General features: G+C 64.7%; 19 protein-coding genes and 1 pseudogene. 17 read left to right on the forward strand and 3 right to left on the reverse strand.

Translation table 11 applies throughout. The annotated features are described in order from the left end of the window. Positions 1 to 73 precede the first annotated feature (73 nt). Positions 74 to 676: pseudogene (locus PCE31106_RS17840) on the reverse strand (PrkA family serine protein kinase); the annotation flags it as partial. A gap of 1058 nt (positions 677 to 1734) precedes the next feature. On the opposite strand from PCE31106_RS17840, the gene PCE31106_RS24485 reads away from it, so the two are divergent. The 16 genes from PCE31106_RS24485 (at position 1735) to gloA (ending at position 17332) form a co-directional block, all read left to right on the forward strand. After that, positions 1735 to 1857, forward strand: coding sequence for a hypothetical protein (locus PCE31106_RS24485; protein WP_017232876.1), 123 nt, complete (start codon positions 1735 to 1737; stop codon positions 1855 to 1857). Next, the gene (locus tag PCE31106_RS17845) at positions 1854 to 2669 is read left to right on the forward strand and encodes a metal ABC transporter ATP-binding protein (RefSeq protein ID WP_174975268.1); all 816 of its coding nucleotides are present in this window, start codon (positions 1854 to 1856) and stop codon (positions 2667 to 2669) included. Before PCE31106_RS24485 ends, PCE31106_RS17845 begins: the two co-directional genes overlap by 4 nt. Next, complete coding sequence (locus PCE31106_RS17850) at positions 2666 to 3529, forward strand: metal ABC transporter permease (protein ID WP_017235219.1); 864 nt, start codon at positions 2666 to 2668, stop codon at positions 3527 to 3529. Before PCE31106_RS17845 ends, PCE31106_RS17850 begins: the two co-directional genes overlap by 4 nt. 11 nt (positions 3530 to 3540) lie before the next feature. After that, a complete protein-coding gene (locus PCE31106_RS17855) occupies positions 3541 to 4470 on the forward strand; it encodes a metal ABC transporter substrate-binding protein (protein ID WP_150564217.1) in 930 nt (309 codons plus the stop codon). Between the two features lie 212 nt (positions 4471 to 4682). Continuing rightward, positions 4683 to 6026 carry a tRNA (N6-isopentenyl adenosine(37)-C2)-methylthiotransferase MiaB gene (miaB, locus tag PCE31106_RS17860; RefSeq protein WP_150564218.1) on the forward strand — a complete coding sequence of 448 codons (1344 nt, stop codon included), beginning with the start codon at positions 4683 to 4685 and terminating at the stop codon, positions 6024 to 6026. A gap of 120 nt (positions 6027 to 6146) precedes the next feature. After that, positions 6147 to 7208, forward strand: coding sequence for a PhoH family protein (locus PCE31106_RS17865; RefSeq protein ID WP_130027980.1), 1062 nt, complete (start codon positions 6147 to 6149; stop codon positions 7206 to 7208). Continuing rightward, entirely contained in the window at positions 7205 to 7732 is a 528-nt protein-coding gene (gene ybeY, locus PCE31106_RS17870) for an rRNA maturation RNase YbeY (RefSeq protein WP_150564219.1), read from the forward strand. Before PCE31106_RS17865 ends, ybeY begins: the two co-directional genes overlap by 4 nt. Before the next feature lie 11 nt (positions 7733 to 7743). Further along, positions 7744 to 8430, forward strand: coding sequence for a gamma-glutamylcyclotransferase (locus PCE31106_RS17875; protein ID WP_254441163.1), 687 nt, complete (start codon positions 7744 to 7746; stop codon positions 8428 to 8430). 152 nt (positions 8431 to 8582) lie between these two features. Beyond that, positions 8583 to 9458 (forward strand): CorC family transporter, encoded by an 876-nt coding sequence (locus PCE31106_RS17880; protein ID WP_150564220.1) that lies wholly within the window; start codon positions 8583 to 8585, stop codon positions 9456 to 9458. Between the two features lie 48 nt (positions 9459 to 9506). Continuing rightward, positions 9507 to 11063, forward strand: a complete 1557-nt coding sequence (gene lnt, locus PCE31106_RS17885) for an apolipoprotein N-acyltransferase (RefSeq protein WP_254441165.1) — start codon at positions 9507 to 9509, stop codon at positions 11061 to 11063. Positions 11064 to 11269: 206 nt separating this feature from the next. Next, positions 11270 to 12208 carry a glycine--tRNA ligase subunit alpha gene (gene glyQ / locus PCE31106_RS17890; RefSeq protein WP_150564222.1) on the forward strand — a complete coding sequence of 313 codons (939 nt, stop codon included), beginning with the start codon at positions 11270 to 11272 and terminating at the stop codon, positions 12206 to 12208. Continuing rightward, a complete protein-coding gene (glyS, locus tag PCE31106_RS17895; RefSeq protein ID WP_150564223.1) occupies positions 12205 to 14334 on the forward strand; it encodes a glycine--tRNA ligase subunit beta in 2130 nt (709 codons plus the stop codon). The genes glyQ and glyS overlap by 4 nt, the downstream gene beginning before the upstream one ends. A 32-nt stretch (positions 14335 to 14366) precedes the next feature. Continuing rightward, positions 14367 to 14960, forward strand: a complete 594-nt coding sequence (gene gmhB / locus PCE31106_RS17900) for a D-glycero-beta-D-manno-heptose 1,7-bisphosphate 7-phosphatase (RefSeq protein WP_017235209.1) — start codon at positions 14367 to 14369, stop codon at positions 14958 to 14960. Between the two features lie 91 nt (positions 14961 to 15051). Next, the gene (locus PCE31106_RS17905) at positions 15052 to 15855 is read left to right on the forward strand and encodes a lysophospholipid acyltransferase family protein (RefSeq protein ID WP_017235208.1); all 804 of its coding nucleotides are present in this window, start codon (positions 15052 to 15054) and stop codon (positions 15853 to 15855) included. 85 nt (positions 15856 to 15940) lie between these two features. Continuing rightward, positions 15941 to 16819 carry a M48 family metallopeptidase gene (locus PCE31106_RS17910; RefSeq protein ID WP_017235207.1) on the forward strand — a complete coding sequence of 293 codons (879 nt, stop codon included), beginning with the start codon at positions 15941 to 15943 and terminating at the stop codon, positions 16817 to 16819. 111 nt (positions 16820 to 16930) lie between these two features. Continuing rightward, positions 16931 to 17332 (forward strand): lactoylglutathione lyase, encoded by a 402-nt coding sequence (gloA, locus tag PCE31106_RS17915; protein ID WP_026132205.1) that lies wholly within the window; start codon positions 16931 to 16933, stop codon positions 17330 to 17332. Between the two features lie 108 nt (positions 17333 to 17440). On the opposite strand, the gene PCE31106_RS24490 is transcribed toward gloA, so the two are convergent. Next, the gene (locus tag PCE31106_RS24490) at positions 17441 to 17878 is read right to left on the reverse strand and encodes a rubredoxin (protein ID WP_017235205.1); all 438 of its coding nucleotides are present in this window, start codon (positions 17876 to 17878) and stop codon (positions 17441 to 17443) included. A gap of 240 nt (positions 17879 to 18118) precedes the next feature. Here PCE31106_RS24490 and PCE31106_RS17925 point away from each other — a divergent pair, with 240 nt between their 5' ends. Next, positions 18119 to 19009 (forward strand): DMT family transporter, encoded by an 891-nt coding sequence (locus PCE31106_RS17925; protein WP_017235204.1) that lies wholly within the window; start codon positions 18119 to 18121, stop codon positions 19007 to 19009. On the opposite strand, the gene rsmA is transcribed toward PCE31106_RS17925, so the two are convergent. Next, entirely contained in the window at positions 18984 to 19817 is an 834-nt protein-coding gene (rsmA, locus tag PCE31106_RS17930; RefSeq protein ID WP_150564224.1) for a 16S rRNA (adenine(1518)-N(6)/adenine(1519)-N(6))-dimethyltransferase RsmA, read from the reverse strand. The genes PCE31106_RS17925 and rsmA overlap by 26 nt on opposite strands. Positions 19818 to 19823: the final 6 nt, after the last annotated feature.

Consider the following 19823-nt stretch of genomic DNA (forward strand, 5'->3'; position numbering starts at 1 on the left):
CGGCTCAAGGCCGGATTCGATGAACACTATCGGGCTCAAGTGCTTGGAATGCAGGTCTCTTGATGCGATTGCCCTGCAGCACCGACGGGCGCACCTTGACCACACGGAACTTGGTGATGTCGCCGTTGAATTCGTTCAGGCGCTTGGTGGCCCACGGCGACGGGATCGTATTGAGATACCGCAGCGGAATGCCGAAGTCCTCCTCCAGAATCTTGCCGTCTTCTTCGGGTGAGAAAAGGCCCAGGGGTGATTCGTGCACCGGCGATCCCTTCAGGCAATAGATGGGCACGTCTTCCATCAACGCCTTGAGCTTCTCTGCCAGCGACGACTTGCCGCCGCCCGGGGGGCCCAGCAGGTACAGAATCTGTTTGCGCTCTTCGAGCCCTTGCGCGGCGTGTTTGAAGAACGACACGATCTGCTCGATCGTGTCTTCCATGCCGTAGAAGTCACGGAAGGCGGGATAGATCTTGATGATCTTGTTCGAGAACAACCGCGAAAGGCGCGGGTCGTGGTGCGTGTCGATGAGTTCAGGCTCACCGATGGCGCGCAGCATCCGCTCGGAAGCCGATGCGTAAGCCGTCGCGTCCTTCTTACAGATTTCCAGATACTCCTGGATGCTGTATTCCTCTTCCTTGCGTGCTTCGAAACGTGTCGTGTAGTGGCTGAAAATATCCATATGCCTCACCCCCGCTTCATCGGAAAACATCGCGACGCGATGTCCGCTCTGTTGCCTAAGACCTGGATGACTGCGCAAAGGTTTCGACCTGGCTCACTGCATGCCGGAGCGACTGTCGCGAAACCTTTCGCACGGTCCCCTCCCTCACATGAACGACTCAAAATAGGTTTAGGTTGACTTTAAACTTGTCGCTGAAAATTGCAACCGTTACCTCATCATATGCACAAAACAAAAAAACTGTCGCTAGATATTTTCCGCAGCGCTAAGCATCGTCTATCCGCCATATTCCACGCGGGTTTGCGCCTCATCTACGCATTGCGCACGTCAGCGGAGCCGCCTCACAAACCGCGCGATTTTTCGGCAAATTTCCCACGCAATGCGCACTCGGGTTTATCTGCATTCGACCGTGTTTGAATTCGTCGGCGTTTACTAAGGAATGCTATCTATCCGATAGATTTTTTCGCGCACATCCAGCGCGCCGTGCGCACGCGTTTGCAGAAAAAAGTGGGCGGCCCGACGACGTCGACGAACGCGAAGACGTGGGCGCGTGATGGAGTGCTTTCCTGTCGAGGCGACGCGACTGCGCGAAGTCGCGAAGGTCGTGCGATCGTCATGCTGCGAAGCATGGTGTCGCGAGCGGAAAGTCGACGACGGCCGGATGTCTGAACGAGCGAACCTCCTGGGCGATTTCGGCATGCCTGCGGCGCTTGCCCTACCGTCGGTCGGAAGGTTCCGACCCGGGCCGTTGCACCCCACCATGCCACCGTCTCATCAATGCCTTGCAAATTGCCGATCCCTGGAATGAAGCGAACAGCGTGCCAGTGACCCGAGCTTGAACCCATGTTACGCCGGTTCGCCCGACTCTGCTGCGCCGATATGTAACGTGCTGTGTCCCGGCGCGCCTCGCAGACCGCTCGAGCCCAAGGGCGCCGACGATCCATGAGCACAGCGACACGCATCGATTCGTGCCATAATGCAACCTTGTTGCATTTATTACACAGTTGCAAACTGTGTTTGAGCGTCGCCGCGCCGACGCCTAATCCATCCACGCGTCGTCCATGATTCGTTTTTCCGTTTGGCTCTACCGCCTGGCTGGCTGGGAACGCACCGTCCTGTCGTTGCTGGTGCTCCTGCCGCTTTGGGCACTCGTGTACTGGGCTCTGCAGGGGGTCGCCCCGTGATCGGCTGCCAGGATCTCTCGGTTCACTTCGGACCGAACGTGGCGCTCGATCGCGTCAGCGCAACCTTTGCGCCCGGCGTGCTCTGCGCGGTCGTCGGCCCCAATGGCGGCGGCAAGACCACACTGCTGCGCGCACTCGCGGGCCTTCAAAAGCCCTCGACGGGCAAGATCGTCTGCGACGGGCCGGTCGCCTACCTGTCGCAACGGCCCGAGACCGACCACCGATTCCCCATGTGCGTCGAAGAGTACGTGCTGACCGGCACATGGCGGCGCACGGGCGACGCACGACGTCTCGGGCGCGACGAAGTCGAGCGCGCTCACGAGGCCCTTGCACGCGTCGGTCTTGCCGACAAACGGACGCAAGCGCTGGAGGCCTTGTCCGGCGGGCAATGGCAGCGCGCCCGCTTCGCGCGGCTGATTGTGGAAGACGCCCCGATCGTTTTATTGGATGAACCCCTTACCGGCATCGACTTGCCTTCGGCGGAACTGTTGCTCACCTTGCTGGATCAATGGCGCAGCGAGGGACGCACAGTGGTGACGGTGCTCCATGATCTGCCGCTCGTGCGCGAGCGCTTCGCGTACGTCGCCGTGATGGCCGGTCGGCTGGTGTCGACGGGCACGCCGGCCGAGTGTCTGCACGGCGGGCTGCCGTCTGCCGACAGTGCGGCTGGCGGCGCGCATGTGGGCTTGTCCGGCGCGGGCGGCTACACCGCCCGCGTTGCCGGCCCCGCGTCGGCAGCCTATGGCTTGCCGCCCCACGGGGGCTCGCGCGCGCCGGGCGCGATCACGACCTCGGGGGGAGACCACCGATGAGCGGGGTTCTCGATCTGATCGTCGGCCCGTTCTCGGAGTTCGACTTCATGCGCCACGCGTTGGTCGGCAGCCTCGCGCTGTCGGTCGGCTGCGCGCCGGTAGGGGTTTTCCTGCTGCTGCGGCGCATGAGCCTGATGGGCGATTCGCTCTCGCATGCGGTGTTGCCGGGCGCCGCCATCGGCTACCTGATTGGCGGCCTGTCGCTGCCCTGGATGGCGGGCGGCGGGATGGTGGCGGGCTTGCTGGTGGCCCTGCTCGCCGGACTGTCGAGCCGCCGCACGCGGCTGGACGAGGGGGCATCGTTCGCGGGCTTCTATTTATTGGCGCTGGCCGGTGGCGTGGTGATTGTCTCGAAATGGGGCAACAGCGTCGACCTGATGCACCTGCTCTTCGGCTCGGTGCTCGCGGTGGACGATCCGTCGCTGATTCTCGTCGCCGCGATAGCATCCGTGACGCTCCTATGGTTCGGATGGCATTATCGCGGTCTCGTGCTCGACAGCGCCGATCCGGCGTTTCTCGGTCACGACCACGGCAGGGGCGTCATGCGCTATCACCTGGGCTTTACGGTGCTCACGGTGATGAACCTCGTCGCGGGGTTTCAGGCGATGGGCACGCTCATGGCCGTGGGACTGATGATGCTGCCGGCGGCCACCGCCCGGCTCGTCGCCCGCACGCTGCCGGGCATGCTGCTCGTGGCCTGGCTGGTCGCGAGCGCGTCAAGCGTCATCGGATTGCTGCTTTCGTATTACCTGGCCTGCCCTTCGGGACCGGCCATCATTCTGACGGCGGGCATCGCCTACCTGGGCGCGCTGCTTGCCACGCCGGGCCACGCCAATGCGGCCAAGGCCCCGGCGCTTTGAGAGAGGAAAACATGTTCGGATTGGGTCAATCGGCTGGCAAATCGTGGTTTGGCGCGGCGCGCCTCGCCGCACTGCTCGCCATGGCGCTGGCGCTCGCCAGCCCGGCACGCGCGCAGGACACGCACCTGCCCGTTGCCGCAAGCTTCAGCATCCTGTCCGACATCGTTAAATCCGTCGGTGGCGACCGGGTCGACGTGACGACGCTCGTCGGCCCCGACCAGGACACGCATGTCTACGAGCCCACGCCGGCGGATGTCGCCAGGATTTCGGGGACCAAGCTCTTCTTCGTCAATGGCCTGGGCTTCGAAGGCTGGATGCCTCGCTTGATGAAGGCGAGCCACTATCCCGGCAAGCTCGTCACCGTCACCCAGGGCCTCAAAGCGCGCACGATGGTCGACGAGGGAAGGACCGTGCCCGACCCGCACATGTTCCAGGATCCCGAACGTGTCAAAACGATGGTCGATAACATCGCCGCCGCCCTGTCGCAAGCGGACCCGTCCGGCAGCGCCTATTACGCGGAACGCGCCAGGAACTACCGCGGCGCACTCGATGACCTGATCACCTGGGCCAACAAGCAGTTCGCCCCGATTCCGCCGGCCCGCCGCGTTGTGCTCACGTCGCACGACGCCTTCGGCTACCTCGGCCAGCGCTTCGGCGTCAGGTTCCTTGCCCCGGAAGGCGTGTCGACCGAAAGCGAAGCCAGCGCCCGGGACGTGGCGAACCTGATCCGCGTGATTCGCCGCACGGGTATCAAGGCCGTTTTCATGGAAAACATCTCCAATCCGCGCCTGATCCAGCGCATCGCCCGCGACGCCAAGGTGACGGTCGACGGCAAACTGTATTCCGACGCCCTGTCGCAGAATCCGGAAGCCACGACTTACCTTCAGTTGTTTCAGCACAACGTGCGCGCCATCGCCGCCGCGATGAAGGACAACCGCTAGTCGGTCACCGCCCCGCCCTCCGCGGTGCACGCGCTATACGCGCTATAATGCGTGCACCACACACCGGCCCCGCCAAGGAGGTCCGGACAGGCCGGCCACGCCGGCTTTTGCGTTTGGGCCGCCGCTTCTCTCTCGCGGCCGGGCAAGACTGAACCCCTGAAACATTCATTACGGACGCCCCCAGGTCAACCACTGCGAACGGCGCACACTCAATGGCAAAGAAGATTTATATCAAGACGTTCGGCTGTCAGATGAACGAGTATGACTCCGACAAGATGGCGGACGTACTCGGCGCCGCCGAAGGGCTGGAAAAGACGGACACGCCCGAAGACGCCGACGTCATCCTGTTCAACACTTGCTCCGTACGCGAAAAGGCGCAGGAAAAGGTGTTCTCGGATCTGGGCCGCATGCGCGCGCTCAAGGAAATCAAGCCGGACCTGGTCATCGGTGTCGGCGGCTGCGTCGCCAGCCAGGAAGGCGCCGCCATCGTGCAGCGCGCCCCCTATGTGGACGTGGTGTTCGGCCCGCAGACCCTGCACCGTCTGCCGCAGATGCTCGAAGCGCGTCGCGCCACCGGGCGCTCGCAGGTCGACATCTCGTTCCCGGAAATCGAGAAGTTCGATCACCTCCCGCCCGCCAAGGTCGAGGGAGCGACCGCATTCGTCTCGATCATGGAAGGCTGCTCGAAGTACTGCAGCTATTGCGTGGTGCCCTACACGCGAGGGGACGAAGTCTCGCGCCCATTCGAAGACGTGCTCACCGAGATTGCCGGCCTGGCCGAGCAAGGCGTGCGCGAAATCACGCTGCTGGGTCAGAACGTGAACGCCTATCGCGGGTCGATGGCCGACGGCGAGATCGCCGACTTCGCGCTGCTCATCGAATACGTGGCCGAGGTGCCTGGCGTCGAGCGCATTCGCTACACGACCAGCCATCCGAAGGAATTCACGCAACGCCTGATCGACACCTACGCCAAGGTGCCCAAGCTCGTGAGCCATCTGCACCTGCCCGTGCAGCACGGCGCCGACCGCGTGCTCTCGGCGATGAAGCGCGGCTATACCGCGCTGGAATACAAGTCGATCATCCGCCGCCTGCGTCGGGTGCGCCCGGACATGTCGATGTCGTCGGACTTCATCGTCGGCTTCCCCGGCGAGACGGAAGAGGATTTCGACAAGCTCATGGCAATGATTCACGAGATCGGCTACGACACGAGCTTCTCGTTCATCTACAGCCCGCGCCCGGGCACGCCGGCCGCCAACCTGCCGGACGACACGCCGCGCGAGGTCAAGCTGCGCCGTCTGCAACATTTGCAGGCGGTGATCGAGGAGAACGCCGCGCGCATCAGCCAGCGCATGGTCGGCTCGCGTCAGCGTATTCTCGTCGAAGGCGTGTCGCGCAAGGACCCCAACGAGCTGCAAGGCCGCACGGAGAACAACCGGGTGGTGAACTTCCCGGCAACCGAAGCCCAGCGCGCCCACCTGATCGGCCAGATGACCGACGTCGTGATCACGCTCGCCTACCCGCACTCGCTGCGTGGCGAATTGCTCACCACGCACTGACCGAAATTTGCGACTATGATCGGATCCGGCAGATTCGGGCGCACCCACCTCATGCATCGCGTGCCCGAGCCTGCCCCCGGCGACTCCATCGAACGATCTGAACAGGCACCCGACCGGATCATCTTGAAAGCACCCGTCCAAGAATTCACCGCACCGCGCGACGACAACCGCCGTCTGGCCAACCTCTGCGGCCCGCTCGACGAGAACCTGCGTCAGATTGAACAGGCGCTCGACGTCTCCATTTCCCGCCGCGGCCATCGCTTCGCCGTTCGCGGCAAGAGCGCCGCGATCGCCACCCAGGCCATCGAGAGCTTTTACAACCGCGCGACCGAGCCGCTGTCGGTCGACGATATCCAGTTGGGCCTCGTGGAGTCGCGTCAGGGGCTCGTACCGAGCGTGCGTCACGGCGACGACAACCCGTTTGCCGCCGGCGAGACGGAAGACGGATCGCCCGTACTGCACACGCGCCGCAGCGATCTGCACGGTCGTACGCCGGCGCAGCGCGACTATCTCAAGCAGATCCTGTCGCACGACGTGACATTCGGCATCGGCCCGGCGGGCACCGGAAAGACCTATCTGGCCGTGGCCTGCGCCGTCGACGCCCTGGAGCGCGACGCCGTCAAGCGCATCGTCCTGACGCGCCCCGCCGTGGAAGCGGGCGAGCGCCTGGGCTTTCTCCCCGGCGATCTGGCCCAGAAGGTCGACCCGTACCTGCGCCCGCTCTACGACGCACTCTACGATCTGCTCGGCTTCGACAAGACGCAGAAGTATTTCGAGAAGCAGATGATCGAGATCGCGCCGCTCGCGTACATGCGCGGGCGCACGCTCAACCACGCGTTCATCATTCTTGACGAGGCGCAGAACACCACGCCCGAGCAGATGAAGATGTTCCTGACGCGCATCGGCTTCGGCAGCAAGGCGGTCGTGACCGGCGACACCACGCAGGTCGACCTGCCACGCGGCCAGAAGAGCGGCCTGATGGAAGCGCAGGTGATCCTGAAGAACGTTCGCGGCATCGCCGTGACCCGCTTTACCAGCGTGGACGTGGTGCGTCACCCGTTGGTCGCCCGCATCGTCGATGCATACGACGCCCACGCGCAGCTTGACGAAGCCAGCCTCGAGGCGCGCGTGTCGGCCGAACGCGCCCCGCGCGCCGCCCGCGCATCGCGAGGCAAGGCATGAGCGAGCCGGCCTCGCGTTCGCCGCGTCATGCACTCACGCTGACGCACCAGTTCGTGGCCGGTCCGGCGTTCGCCACGCACAAGGCATTGCTCACGCGCACCACGCTGCGCCGCTGGGTGCAGGCCGCGCTGCTCGCCGACGCCGAACTGACCCTGCGCTTCGTCGGCGCGGAAGAAGGACAGACGCTGAACCGCGGCTATCGCGGCAAAGACTACGCGACCAACGTGCTCACGTTTGCCTATGCGCAGCACGACAGCGACCCGGTAACGGGCGACATCGTGTTGTGCTGCCCGGTGGTCGAGCGCGAAGCGAACGAACAGGGCATTACGCTCGAAGCGCATTACGCCCATCTGATCGTGCACGGCGTGCTTCACGCGCAAGGTTACGACCACGAAGCGGACGATGAGGCACAGGAGATGGAAGGCCTCGAAGCGGAGATTCTCACCGGTCTCGGCTACGCCGACCCTTACTTGGTCGAAAAGCCCCCGAAGTCCCGCACACCGGCCAACACGCGCCGCGCCTGAACCGATATCGCATGGACCGCTTCCCCAATCGCCGGTCGGCCCCCGAGACGCCATCGGCCAGTGTGTCGAGCGGTCCCGGGTGCAACCAGTACCCGCCGGATCTCGGCGACGCCCGTCATCTGAGCCAGCAAGAACTCGCGGGCTCGCTGGATACCGCGCTCGCCCACTGGGATGGTCGCGAGGATCTGTGGATCTTCGCGTACGGCTCGCTCATCTGGAATCCGGGCCTGCCCGTCGAGGAGAGCCTGCACGCTCGCGTCTTCGGTTATCACCGAGGTCTGTATCTGTGGTCGCGCGTCAATCGAGGCACCCCCGAGCAACCGGGACTCGTGCTGGCCCTCGACCGTGGCGGCTCGTGTGCAGGGGTGGCGCTGCGGCTCTCGGCAGCCAAGGCGCGCGCCGAACTCGAAACGCTCTGGTATCGCGAGATGGCGATGGGCTCGTATCGTCCGGCATGGCTCAATTGCGCCCTTGCCGACGGCCGCAGCGCGCCCGCGCTCGCATTTGTCATGCGACGGGATGTAAAGAGCTACGCCGGCCGCCTGCCCGACGACATCATCCGCAAGGTCTTCGATCAGGCGCAGGGTCGCTACGGCACAACGCACGATTACGTTGCCCGCACGGTCAAGGCGCTGCGCGACGCCGGCATGCCCGATCCGGCGCTGGAAGCCGTGCTGCACCGCTGCGGTGCGCGCTGACGTCGTCTGTGCGTCCTGAAATCCGCCGCATCGCGTGGACACGACGTCGGCGCCACGCGACGCGGCGGTACTGACGCAGAGTTGCCGTACATCTGGTGTATCCTTGAGCTTCCTGTAACAGCTCGGCGTCCGCCCACCTTGGACGCGCCGTCATGAACGACCCATATCCCAGTCGACCTGGTCGAAAAAACACCGATAAACCCCGCTCGCTGCTCGAACGCCTCACCGATCTGATTTCCCCGGAGCCGGAGTCGCGTGCGGAGCTGCTTGAAATTCTGCAAGACGCCCACGCCCGTAACCTGATGGACGCCGATTCGCTGGCGATGATCGAGGGCGTATTCCAGGTGGCCGACCTATGTGCCCGCGACATCATGGTGCCGCGCGCGCAAATGGACGCCATCAACATCGAACAGACGCCCGACGAGTTCGTCCCCTTTGTGCTGGAACAGGCGCACTCGCGCTATCCGGTGTACGAAGGCAATCGCGACAACATCATCGGCATTCTGCTCGCGAAGGATCTGGTGCGTTACTACGCCAATCACGACTTCGACGTGCGCGACATGCTGCGCCCGGCGGTGTTCATTCCCGAGTCGAAGCGTCTTAACGTGCTGCTGCACGATTTCCGCGTCAATCGCAATCACATCGCCATCGTCGTCGACGAATATGGCGGCGTGGCCGGCCTCATCACCATTGAAGACGTGCTCGAACAGATCGTCGGCGATATCGAGGACGAGTACGACTTCGACGAGGAAGAAGACAACATCATTGCCGCGCCCGACGGCACGTATCGCATTCGTGCCCTCACCGAGATCGAGCAGTTCAACGAGGCGTTCGGCACGCAGTTCACTGACGCCGAGAACGACACGATCGGCGGTATGATCACGCACCAGTTCGGCCGAGTGCCGCGTCGTGGCGAGCGCATGCGTTTGGGCAATCTCGTGTTCGAAGTGCTGCGTGCCGACGGCCGTCAGATTCACGTGCTGCTGTTGCGGCGCATGGAAACGGCTGGCGCCGATCCGTCTGCCTGACGACTTGACTCACGCTCCGATCAACGTCTACATCGACCCATGCAGGAAATGACCCTCCACGCGCCCGAGCGGCGCTCGTGGCCCGCTTGGCGTGCCCGCGCGCTCGCCGGCCTGGCCGGTATCGCCCAGACCCTCGCCTTCGCGCCGCGCGACGTCTGGTGGCTGCAACTGCTTGCCATGGCCGGGCTGTTCGCGCTCGTCGAGCGCAGCGCGTCGCGCCGCGACGCCCTCTGGCTGGGTGGCAGTTTCGGCGTCGCATCGTTCGCGTCCGGCATCTGGTGGCTCTATATCAGCATGCATACGTACGGCGGCATGCCCGGCATCATGGCCGGTGCAGCCGTGCTGCTGTTCTCGATCTATCTCGCAATCTATCCGGCGCTGGCGACGTTCATCACGCGTGGGGTCTCCCCCAGCGGCCTGTGGCGTACCCTCGCGTTCGCAGGGGCATGGACGCTCGCGGAATGGCTGCGCGGCACCGTCTTCACGGGCTTCCCGTGGCTGTCGCCCGGCTACGCCCATGTCGATGGCCCGCTGGCAGGCTTTGCGCCGCTCATCGGGGTCTACGGCATTGGCGGACTCGCCGCACTCGCGGCGGCTTGGCTCGCCCGCGCAGTGCTTCCCGTCGCCGGCACGACACCACCGGCTGGGCCCGCCCGGCGGCTGGCGGCGGTCGTCGGTGTGCTGGCGCTGCTCGGTGCGGGTGCCGGGCTCGCGCGCCACGCCTGGACCACCCCGTCGGGCAAGCCGCTCACCGTTCGGCTGCTGCAAGGCAATATCGCGCAGGACATGAAATTCGAGCGCGCGGGGATCGATCACGCGATGGCCCTGTATCGCGACATGATCGTGGCCGCACCGGCGGACCTCATCATCACGCCGGAGACGGCCTTCCCCGTGTTGCTGCAAGGCATACCGCCCGATGTGGCCGGCCCGATCCGCGAATTCGCCGATCGCACCGGCTCGCACGTGGTGCTCGGGGCCGTCGGCGCCACGCTCACCGATCGCGGCCCGACGGACTTGACCAACAGCCTGTTCGGCGTCACGCCGCGCGACGCGACGCTGCACCGCTACGACAAGCATCATCTCGTGCCGTTCGGCGAATTCGTTCCGTGGGGCTTTCGCTGGTTCGTCGACATGATGCACATCCCGCTGGGCGACTTTCTGCGCGGCACGGCCACACCGAGCGGCTTCGCGGTCGCCGACCAGCGCGTGGCGCTCGACATCTGCTACGAAGACTTGTTTGGCGAGGAAATCGCCCAGACGCTGCGCAGCATGCCCGAGCCCGCGACGGTGCTCGCCAACTCGACCAACCTCGCGTGGTTCGGCGACACCATCGCGCTCGACCAGCATCTGCAAATTGCGCGCATGCGCACGCTCGAAACGGGACGTCCGATGCTGCGGGCGACGAACACCGGCACGACGGCGATCATCGATGCCCACGGCCGCGTACAGGGCCGTCTGCCAACGATGACCACGGGCGCTCTCACGGGCAGCGTGCAGCCCTACAGCGGCCTCACGCCATACGTCCGCTTTGGCAACCTGCCCGCGCTGGGGCTCGCCCTGATCGCGCTGGGCCTCGGACTGGCCATGTCACGCCGGGCGCGCTGAGCCGAGCCGACGTCGCACCGGCGACATCGAAATGACGCGGGGGACCGTGAAAATCCCCCTGTCGGGCTACCCGAAGGGCATCGACGCCCCGTTCGGGTCGAATTCCCGCTAAAATTCAATGTTTTAGTCTTTTGGCCGCGCTCGCGGCCGGGCCAAAAGACTGCGCAAAATCCGCATTTTTTTCTGTTCGTCCGCGCGAATTCATCATGCTTACCTTTCAACAAGTCATCCTGACTTTGCAGGATTACTGGGACAAGCAAGGCTGTGCGTTGCTCCAGCCTTACGACATGGAGGTCGGCGCCGGTACCTCGCACACTGCCACGTTCCTGCGCGCGATCGGCCCGGAGCCGTGGCGCGCCGCCTATGTGCAGCCGTCGCGCCGTCCGAAGGATGGCCGTTACGGTGAGAATCCGAATCGCATGCAGCACTACTACCAGTACCAGGTGGTGCTCAAGCCGGCGCCGGAGAACATTCTCGACCTGTACCTGGGTTCGCTGCGCGCGCTCGGCCTCGATCTGACCGAAAACGACGTGCGCTTCGTGGAAGACGACTGGGAAAACCCCACGCTCGGCGCCTGGGGCCTGGGCTGGGAGGTGTGGCTCAACGGCATGGAAGTGACCCAGTTCACGTATTTCCAGCAAGTCGGCGGACTGGACTGCAAGCCGGTGCTCGGCGAGATCACGTACGGGATCGAGCGTCTGGCCATGTATCTGCAACAGGTCGAGAACGTCTACGACCTCGTGTGGACCGAATGGGAAGAACAAACGGCCGAGGGCCCCGTCACGCGTCGCCTGACCTATGGCGACGTGTTCCATCAGAACGAAGTCGAACAGTCGACGTACAACTTCGAGCATTCGAATCAACCGATGCTGTTCGGTTTCTTCGATAACTATGAGAGCGAAGCCAAGCGCCTCATCGAAGCCGAGCTCGCGTTGCCCGCCTACGAAATGATTTTGAAGGCTGCCCACACGTTCAACCTGCTCGACGCGCGCGGCGCCATCTCGGTGACGGAGCGTGCCGCGTATATCGGCCGTATCCGGGCGTTGTCGCGCCTGACCGCACAGGCCTACTACGCTTCGCGCGAGAAGCTCGGCTTCCCGATGCTGAACGCCCCCGCCGCCCCAACCCAAACGCAAGCCGCATGATGAGCACCGCACAACGCACCCTGCTGGTCGAACTGCTGACCGAAGAATTGCCGCCGAAGGCGCTGGCGCGTCTGGGCGACGCGTTCGCCGACGGCATTGCCAACGGCCTGCGCTCGCGCGGCCTCACCACGGACGCGAGCGTCGTCACGCCGTACGCCACGCCGCGACGCCTGGCCGTCTCGATCTCGAACGTGCTCGAACGCGCCCCGGACGCGACCATCCGCGCCAAGGTACTGCCGGTCTCCGTCGCCCTCGACGCCGACGGCAATCCGACGCCACCGCTGGCGAAGAAGCTCGCCGCCATGGGCTTTGCCGACCTGCCGGTCGCCCGCCTGGAGCGCGCGATGGATGGCAAGGCCGAGGCGTTCTTCCACACCTACACGGCGGCGGGCGCCCAACTGGGCGACGCGCTGCAAGGGGCGCTCGACGAGACGCTCGGCAAACTGCCGATCCCGAAGGTCATGAGCTACCAGCGTCCGGACGGCGAGACGGTGCAATTCGTGCGCCCGGTGCACGGCCTGATCGCGCTGCATGGCGACACCGTCGTGCCCGCCACGGCGATTGGGCTCGCCTCGGGCAACCAGACGCTCGGACATCGCTTCCTGTCGAACGGCGACGTCGTCGTCGCGCATGCGGACGCTTACGCCTCGACCCTCGCCTCCGAAGGCAAGGTGCTTGCCGGTTTCGCGGATCGCCGCGATGCGATTCGCACGCAGTTGCTTGACGCGGCGGGCAACGAGCATGTGATCATGCCCGACGCACTGCTCGACGAAGTGACCGCTCTGGTCGAATGGCCGGCGGTCTACGCCTGCCACTTCGAAGAAGAATTTCTCGCGGTGCCGCAGGAATGTCTGATTCTCACGATGCAGACGAACCAGAAGTACTTCGCGCTCACCGACAAGCCGCTCGCCGAGGGCGGCCGCCTCACGAACCGTTTCCTGATCGTCTCCAACATCGCCACCGACACGCCCGAGCAGATCGTCACGGGTAACGAGCGTGTGGTGCGCCCGCGTCTCGCGGATGCGAAGTTCTTCTTCGAGCAGGACAAGAAGAAGCCGCTCGCGGACCGTGTGCCGCAGCTCGCGAACGTCGTTTATCACAACAAGCTGGGCTCGCAGTTCGAGCGTACGCAACGTCTGGTGCGACTGGCCGGTGCCATTGCGCAGATGATCCGTGGCGCGAACCAGAACGCCGTGGCGCTGGCCGAGCGCGGCGCCCTGCTGGCCAAGGCCGATCTGCTGACCGATATGGTCGGTGAGTTTCCGGAACTGCAAGGCACGATGGGCACGTATTACGCGCGGCACGACGGCGAAGCCGAAGACGTCGCGCGCGCCTGCTCGGAGCATTATCAGCCGCGCTTCGCGGGCGATGCCCTGCCCGCGAGCGACACGGGTCTCTTCGTGGCGCTGGCCGACAAGCTCGAGACGCTCGTCGGCATCTGGGGCATCGGCCTGCAACCGACCGGGGAGAAAGACCCGTTCGCGCTGCGCCGCCATGCGCTGGGGATCGCGCGTATGCTCGTCGAGCGGCACCTGCCGGTCATGCTGTCGGACCTGCTGAACGTGACGTACCAGCAATTTACGTCGGGTGTCGCCAGTGACGCCTACCTGAGCGACGTCTACCAGTTCGTGCTCGATCGCCTGCGGGGCTATCTGCGTGAGCGTGGCTACGCCGCCAACGAGATCGAGGCGGTGCTGGTTTCCCCGTCGATCTATCTGGACCTGAGCGATGTGACCGAGCGCCTGGAGGCCGTGCGTACGTTCTCGGCGCTACCGCAAGCCGACGCGCTTGCCGCCGCGAACAAGCGTATCGGCAACATCCTCAAGAAGACGGCGCCGCCGCCCGAGGGCGTCATCGAGGCGTCGCTGCTGATCGAGCCGGCCGAGAAAGCACTCGCCGCCGCACTGGACAAGGTCACCCCCGTGGTGGATGAAAAGTTCAGGGCGCACGAGTATGCACAAGCGCTGTCGGCGTTGGCCGACCTGCGCGATGCGGTCGACGCGTTCTTCAACGACGTGATGGTGATGGCCGACGACGAGGCACTGCGCAACAATCGCCTCGCCCTGCTCAGCCATCTGCATCTGAAGATGAACCTCGTGGCCGATCTCTCGAAGCTCGCCGCTTGATTGCGGCTTAATGTCCCGGAAGCCTGTTCGTCATGGATTCGCGTAAAGACCGCACCCCCGGCCCCGCCGCCCGCAAGCTCGTGATTCTCGACCGCGACGGCGTCATCAACGCCGACTCGGATCAGTTCATCAAGTCGACGGATGAGTGGGTACCGTTGCCCGGCAGTCTGGAAGCCATCGGCCGCCTGAATCAGGCCAGCTACCGGGTCGTCGTGGCGACGAACCAGTCGGGCGTGGGGCGCGGGCTGTTCGACATGGCGACGCTCGGCGCCATGCACACGAAGATGTCGAAGCTGGCCGTCGCCGCCGGCGGCCGCATCGACGCCGTGTTCTTCTGCCCGCACACCGCCGCCGACGCCTGCGACTGCCGCAAGCCGAGGCCCGGCCTGTTTCAGGAAATCGCGCGCCGCTACGAGGTCGACCTGACCGGCGTGCCGGCCGTGGGCGATTCGCTGCGCGATTTGCAGGCGGCGGCGGCGGTCGGCGCACGCCCGCATCTGGTGCTGACCGGCAAGGGCAAAAAGACGCTCGCCGCAGGTAATCTGCCCGAAGGCACGCGTGTGCATGACAGCCTGCAGGCGTTTGTGAACGACCTGCTCGCCGAAGAGGACGCCAAGAGCGCGTGAGCGGCGCGGCGCTTGCCCGCCACATTACCCAGGACGCGCGTCAGCGCGCGTAGGACAATCGCTCCGGCACCCTATTTCAGGCCAAGATCCGATGTTGCAACTTCGTTCGATTCTCTTCTTCATCTTCCAGATCGTCTGGACGATTCCGTACGCCATCGCGTGCATCGTCTCCTTCCCATTCCTCTCGCGCGTGCAACGCTACTGGGTCGCGGCAGGCTGGTGCAAGGTGGTCATCTGGGTGGGCGACAAGCTGTGTGGCATGCGCTACCGGGTCATCGGATGGGAGAATCTGCCGGATACACCCGCGGTCCTGCTGTCGAAGCATCAGTCGGCCTGGGAGACGATTGCGCTGCCGGCGCTCATGCCGCGCCCGCTGTGTTTCGTGTTCAAGCGCGAGCTGCTTTACGTGCCATTCTTCGGCTGGACGCTGGGCCTGCTCAGCATGATTCACATCAATCGCAGCAAAGGCACCGATGCGTTTCAGTCGGTCGTTGCGCAGGGTCGCGAGCGCCTGGCCCAAGGATCGTGGATCATCATGTTCCCGGAAGGCACCCGCACGAAGACTGGCTCGCGCAACAAGTACAAGTCGGGCGGCGCGCGTCTCGCAACGGCGACCGGCGCGCCTGTGGTGCCCATCGCGCACAATGCCGGACGCGTCTGGCCGCGCAACACGTTCATGAAAAAACCCGGGGAAGTGATCGTATCGATCGGGCCGGTCATCGAGACGGCGGGCCGCACGGCCGAGGCCGTCAACGCCGACGTGACCGAATGGATCGAGCGCGAGATGGTGCGTATCGACCCGAGTGCCTATACGGCAAAGCCGGTGAAGACCGCGTCCCAATCGACGGATTCCCCCGCTTCGTCGGACAAGCCCGACACCACGCCACGGACCTGACGCCATCTCCCGGAACCGTCTCATGTCGAAAGTCCAATCCGCTATGCGCGACACTCGCTCCCGGCATGAGACACCTGTTCCCCAGATGGAACTCGATCTGTTCGGCAACCCGGCGGCCGAAGCGAATGGGGTGGCCACGGACGTGCCAGCCCCTTCCGTCACACAGAGCCCCTCGGCCAGCGACACGAGCACGCGCCACGAACCCACGTCGGCGGCCCCGGGGCCGCGTCGCCTGCCCGCCGCCGGCGAGCGGGTGATCGTGCTCGACGGCCATGCCATCTACTACCGGTTCAAGCGCTCGTCACGACGCACCATCGGGTTCATGATCGACGAATCGGGACTGGCCGTCACGGCCCCGCGCTGGGTCACGCTCGCGGACGTCGAAGCCGCCGTGGTCGAGAAGAAGCGCTGGATCTTCAACAAGATCGCCGAATTTCGCGACCGCGCCGCGCGTCGTGTGATTCCACGTGTGATCTGGGCCGACGCCACCACGCTGCCGTTCCTCGGCCACACGCTGACGATTCGGCTCGGCGCGAGCGCTCGCGCTGCACAGTACGACATCCATACGCATACGTTGTGGCTCGATTTGCCACCGCAAGCCGCGCCGGAGCAGATGCGCGACCGCGTGCAGGGCTGGCTGCAGCAGGAGGCCCGCAAACTCTTTACGACGCGGCTGGAAGTCTATGGCGAGCGGCTCGGCGTGCGTCATTCGGCGCTGGGGCTGTCATCGGCCACGACGCGATGGGGCAGTTGCAGCGCTGACGGCCGTATCCGCTTGAACTGGCGGCTGATCCACTTCCCATTGGGTGTGATCGATTACGTGGTCGCGCACGAACTGGCACATCTGAAGGAGATGAACCACGGGCCTCGTTTCTGGCAAGCCGTGGCGTCGATCTTCCCGGAATTCGAGTCGGCGCGCGACACGCTCAAGTCGCATGCGCCCGAGTGGCTACCGGAATTCTGACCGCACGGTCACGTCTGATCGTTAGCGTGGCTCAACGCTGCGTGAATGCAGCTCATTTTCATGCGCGCGGGTACAATCGAGTTCTCGTTGTCCCCATCGGTTAAAAACATCATGCGAATGCTCCATACCATGCTGCGCGTCGGCGACCTGCAGCGCTCGATCGATTTCTACACGCGTGTGCTTGGCATGCAACTGCTGCGTCAGAGCGAGAACCCCGAGTACAAGTACACGTTGGCTTTTGTCGGCTATGGCGCCGAGTCGGAACACACGGTGCTTGAACTGACCTACAACTGGGGCGTGGAGAAGTACGAAATCGGCACCGCGTTCGGCCATCTGGCGATCGAAGTCGACGACGCCTACGTCGCCTGCGACACGATCCGCGCGGCCGGTGGCAAGGTCAGCCGCGAAGCCGGGCCCGTCAAGGGCGGCACCACGGTCATCGCCTTCGTCGAAGATCCGGACGGCTACAAGATCGAATTGATCCAGAAGCATTCGGCCAAGGGCGGCTTGTAAAGCCCGCCAGTCCGCGCGCCATGCGGTAACGGCCGCCCATTTGCGGCGGCCGTTACCCGGATGACACAACAGCGCGCCGGCTACCTTCGTGCAGACCGGCCCGACGCGTCAGAACTCCACCATCGCAAAGTCCTCCTTGCCCACGTCGCACAACGGGCAACGCCAGTCTTCCGGCACATCTTCCCAGCGGGTTCCGAGGGCAATGCCGTCGTCCGGACAGCCGAGCGCTTCGTCGTAAATCCAGCCACAGATCACACAGACCCATTGGCGGTAGGCCGGCGCCGTGTCGCCGGACACGACGCGCACAGCACCGTCGTCCTGCGTCGTTTCGGTCTTCTGCGGTGCCGCCGGATCCAACAGGGGGAACACGAGCGGCGATTCGGTCCCCGAGGCAACGGGTTCTGGCCGGCTCAGATGCGATTGCAGTGCGGCGAGCAATGCTTGCGCCTCGTCGCGAGTGAGATCGATCCAGTACGGATCGCCAGCCCCGTCGTTGAGTCGTGACGGGGAGAACTGAAGTTCGACGGCGGAGCCTTTCTTGTACATGCGCAATAGTGCTGAGAATGACGGCGGGGGCAGGCACCATGGCCCGCGCGGAGCATTGTATCGCCGCGGCTATGTGCAATAAACCCGTGAAACAGGGAAACATAGTGTCGCGAGACGAAACAATGCCTCCCGGATTACCCCTGTTGCCTGCACCAGAATGCTGCCCGGGCGACCGGGATCGGAGACAATGAGCCACACAGCGTGTCGGGCTCACGATACGTCGCCATCCGAACCAACTCCATGAAAACCACTCCGCGTCCGATCGATGCCGCCGCGCTTGCCATCATGTTTGGCCTATGTGCGGTTTGGGGCGGCCAGCAGGTCGCCGTCAAACTGGCCGTGCCGGTCGTGCCTCCCGTGCTGCAAGCCGGCCTGCGCTCGCTGATCGCGACCGTGCTGGTCGGCGGCTGGATGCTGTGGCGCCGTCAGAAGCTCTTCACCGGCGACGGCACCTTGCCGGCGGGCCTCCTCGCGGGCTTGCTCTTCTCGCTGGAATTCCTCTGCATCTTCGTCGGCCTGACGCACACGACGGCCTCGCGCATGGCCGTCTTCCTGTACTCGGCCCCCTGCTTTACCGCCATGGGCCTTCACTGGACGGTGCCGAGCGAACGGCTGCGGCCGATGCAATGGCTCGGCATGGCCGTCGCCTTCTGCGGCATCGTGGTCGCGTTCTCGGACGGCAGCGGTTCGGACCTCGCGAAAACGTGGCCCGGCGACCTGCTCGGTCTCCTCGCCGGCGTGTTCTGGGGAATGACGACGGTGATCGTCCGGGCATCACGCCTGGCGAGCGCCGCACCGTCGAAGACGCTGCTTTACCAACTCGCCGTCTCGGCCGTGTTGCTGTGCGCACTGGCACTGGGGACAGGCAGCGTGCACGTCGGCCCGATGACGGCCACGACATGGGTCAGCCTCGCTTACCAGTCCATTGGCGTGGCGTTTGCCAGCTACCTGATCTGGTTCGGGATGCTGACGCGCTACAGCGCTGCCCGCCTCGCGTCGTTCTCGTTCCTGAGCCCGCTCTTCGGCGTGACGTTCGGCGTGCTGGTGCTGGGCGAATCGGTCGGCTGGCGCTTTGCGGGCGCCGTCGTGCTGGTGTTCGCCGGGATCAGCCTGGTGAACCGGCGCCGCTGATCGCGCGCGCAAGCATCACGTATTCGTCGACCGGAACGTCCTCGGCGCGACGGGTGAGATCGAATCCCAGCGCATCGAAATCGACACGATCGCGGTAACTGTGCAGCGTGTTGCGCAGCATCTTGCGGCGCTGCGAGAACGCCTGCGCCACCACCGCACCGAACACGTCCAGATCGACCTGCGGCAGATCGGCCACGGCACGCGGAATCATCCGCACCACGGCCGAGTCGACCTTCGGCGGCGGATTGAACGCCTGCGGTGGTACGTCGAGCACCTTGTCCATCCAGTAGCGATACTGAAGCATGACCGAGAGCCGGCTGTAGTTGCTCGACCCCGCGGGCGCGACCATGCGCTCGACCACTTCGTCCTGCAGCATGAAGTGCTGATCGCGCACGAGCGCGGCGTAGCGCATCAGATGGAAAAGCAGCGGACTGGAGATGTTGTACGGCAAGTTGCCGACGATGCGCAGCGGGGCTTCGTCGCGTCGATCTGCCGGAACAAGCGATCCAAAGTCGAAGTCGAGCGCGTCGCCCGCATGCACGCTCACGCGCTCGCCGAACTTGCGCGTAAGGCGTGCAACCAGGTCGCGGTCGAGTTCGACCACATGCAAATGCGCGAGCCACTCTGTGAGCGGCGTCGTCAGCGCACCCAGCCCCGGCCCGATCTCGACCATCAGGTCGTCGGTGCGCGGCGAGATCGCGCCTATGATCGCGTCGATCACGCCCATGTCGACGAGAAAATTCTGACCAAAACGTTTGCGCGCCACGTGGCCCTGTTGGACGCCCGTGCGCTTCGATGCGCTACTCATGTGAAA

Source organism: Pandoraea cepalis (genome assembly GCF_902459665.1).
GTDB classification, from domain to species: domain Bacteria; phylum Pseudomonadota; class Gammaproteobacteria; order Burkholderiales; family Burkholderiaceae; genus Pandoraea; species Pandoraea cepalis.

What these genes read in the sequence shown, in the direction of transcription:
- glyS (WP_150564223.1), top strand. Translation starts at nt 12,205, where the DNA reads ATGATGAGCACCGCACAACGCACCCTGCTGGTCGAACTGCTGACCGAA.
- miaB (WP_150564218.1), top strand. Translation starts at nt 4,683, where the DNA reads ATGGCAAAGAAGATTTATATCAAGACGTTCGGCTGTCAGATGAACGAG.
- PCE31106_RS17875 (WP_254441163.1), top strand. Translation starts at nt 7,744, where the DNA reads ATGGACCGCTTCCCCAATCGCCGGTCGGCCCCCGAGACGCCATCGGCC.
- PCE31106_RS24490 (WP_017235205.1), bottom strand. Translation starts at nt 17,878, where the DNA reads ATGTACAAGAAAGGCTCCGCCGTCGAACTTCAGTTCTCCCCGTCACGA.
- ybeY (WP_150564219.1), top strand. Translation starts at nt 7,205, where the DNA reads ATGAGCGAGCCGGCCTCGCGTTCGCCGCGTCATGCACTCACGCTGACG.
- PCE31106_RS24485 (WP_017232876.1), top strand. Translation starts at nt 1,735, where the DNA reads ATGATTCGTTTTTCCGTTTGGCTCTACCGCCTGGCTGGCTGGGAACGC.
- PCE31106_RS17855 (WP_150564217.1), top strand. Translation starts at nt 3,541, where the DNA reads ATGTTCGGATTGGGTCAATCGGCTGGCAAATCGTGGTTTGGCGCGGCG.
- lnt (WP_254441165.1), top strand. Translation starts at nt 9,507, where the DNA reads ATGACCCTCCACGCGCCCGAGCGGCGCTCGTGGCCCGCTTGGCGTGCC.
- gmhB (WP_017235209.1), top strand. Translation starts at nt 14,367, where the DNA reads ATGGATTCGCGTAAAGACCGCACCCCCGGCCCCGCCGCCCGCAAGCTC.
- PCE31106_RS17925 (WP_017235204.1), top strand. Translation starts at nt 18,119, where the DNA reads ATGAAAACCACTCCGCGTCCGATCGATGCCGCCGCGCTTGCCATCATG.
- gloA (WP_026132205.1), top strand. Translation starts at nt 16,931, where the DNA reads ATGCGAATGCTCCATACCATGCTGCGCGTCGGCGACCTGCAGCGCTCG.
- PCE31106_RS17905 (WP_017235208.1), top strand. Translation starts at nt 15,052, where the DNA reads ATGTTGCAACTTCGTTCGATTCTCTTCTTCATCTTCCAGATCGTCTGG.
- glyQ (WP_150564222.1), top strand. Translation starts at nt 11,270, where the DNA reads ATGCTTACCTTTCAACAAGTCATCCTGACTTTGCAGGATTACTGGGAC.
- PCE31106_RS17880 (WP_150564220.1), top strand. Translation starts at nt 8,583, where the DNA reads ATGAACGACCCATATCCCAGTCGACCTGGTCGAAAAAACACCGATAAA.
- PCE31106_RS17850 (WP_017235219.1), top strand. Translation starts at nt 2,666, where the DNA reads ATGAGCGGGGTTCTCGATCTGATCGTCGGCCCGTTCTCGGAGTTCGAC.
- rsmA (WP_150564224.1), bottom strand. Translation starts at nt 19,817, where the DNA reads ATGAGTAGCGCATCGAAGCGCACGGGCGTCCAACAGGGCCACGTGGCG.
- PCE31106_RS17910 (WP_017235207.1), top strand. Translation starts at nt 15,941, where the DNA reads ATGGAACTCGATCTGTTCGGCAACCCGGCGGCCGAAGCGAATGGGGTG.